This window comes from Parachitinimonas caeni (assembly GCF_030129945.1).
Classification (GTDB): domain Bacteria; phylum Pseudomonadota; class Gammaproteobacteria; order Burkholderiales; family Chitinimonadaceae; genus Parachitinimonas; species Parachitinimonas caeni.
In genome coordinates, this window is record NZ_JARRAF010000179.1 from 1 (window position 1) to 482 (window position 482).

Sequence of the window (482 nt, forward strand, 5' to 3'; positions counted from 1 at the left end):
CGCCCGTCGCACGCCATGCCGGTTCAGTTGCGCGGCGTAGCCGGCGGTCAGCGCGGCAAACCCCTCCCAACTCAGTTCGCCTGCATCGTCGATGATGGCCAGTTCGTGGCGCAGTTGCTGGAAGTTCCGGCGCAGGCGCTCGTCAATGGCCAGGGCCGGGCCGGGCCGACGCGGGGGCTCGAACGGGTCGGCGGCGCCGATCCAGGCATCGACCGGCCAGTCGCTGGCGGGCTGGCTCAGCACTTGCCGCAGAGCGTCGCGGTAGCTGGCGGCCAGGGCGTCAATCCGGGCTTGGCTGAACAGGTCTCGCTGGTATTCGAGTGCCAGCTGGCAGCGGTGTGCGCTCTGGCCAATGGCCAGACTCAGCGGCCCCTGGGCTTCGATGGCGAAGTCGGGGGCGTGGCTGGCGTCGGCTTCGGCGCCTTCGAGGTAGGAGTAGGCGATATTCAGCAGCGGGTTGCTGCCAAAGCGCCGGGGGTCGT

At 69.7% G+C, this 482-nt stretch carries 1 protein-coding gene; it reads right to left on the minus strand.

The window, feature by feature from the left end; all coding sequences use genetic code 11:
• On the minus strand, window positions 1-482 hold a 482-nt coding region (locus tag PZA18_RS25795), incomplete at both ends, for a hypothetical protein (protein ID WP_284103451.1).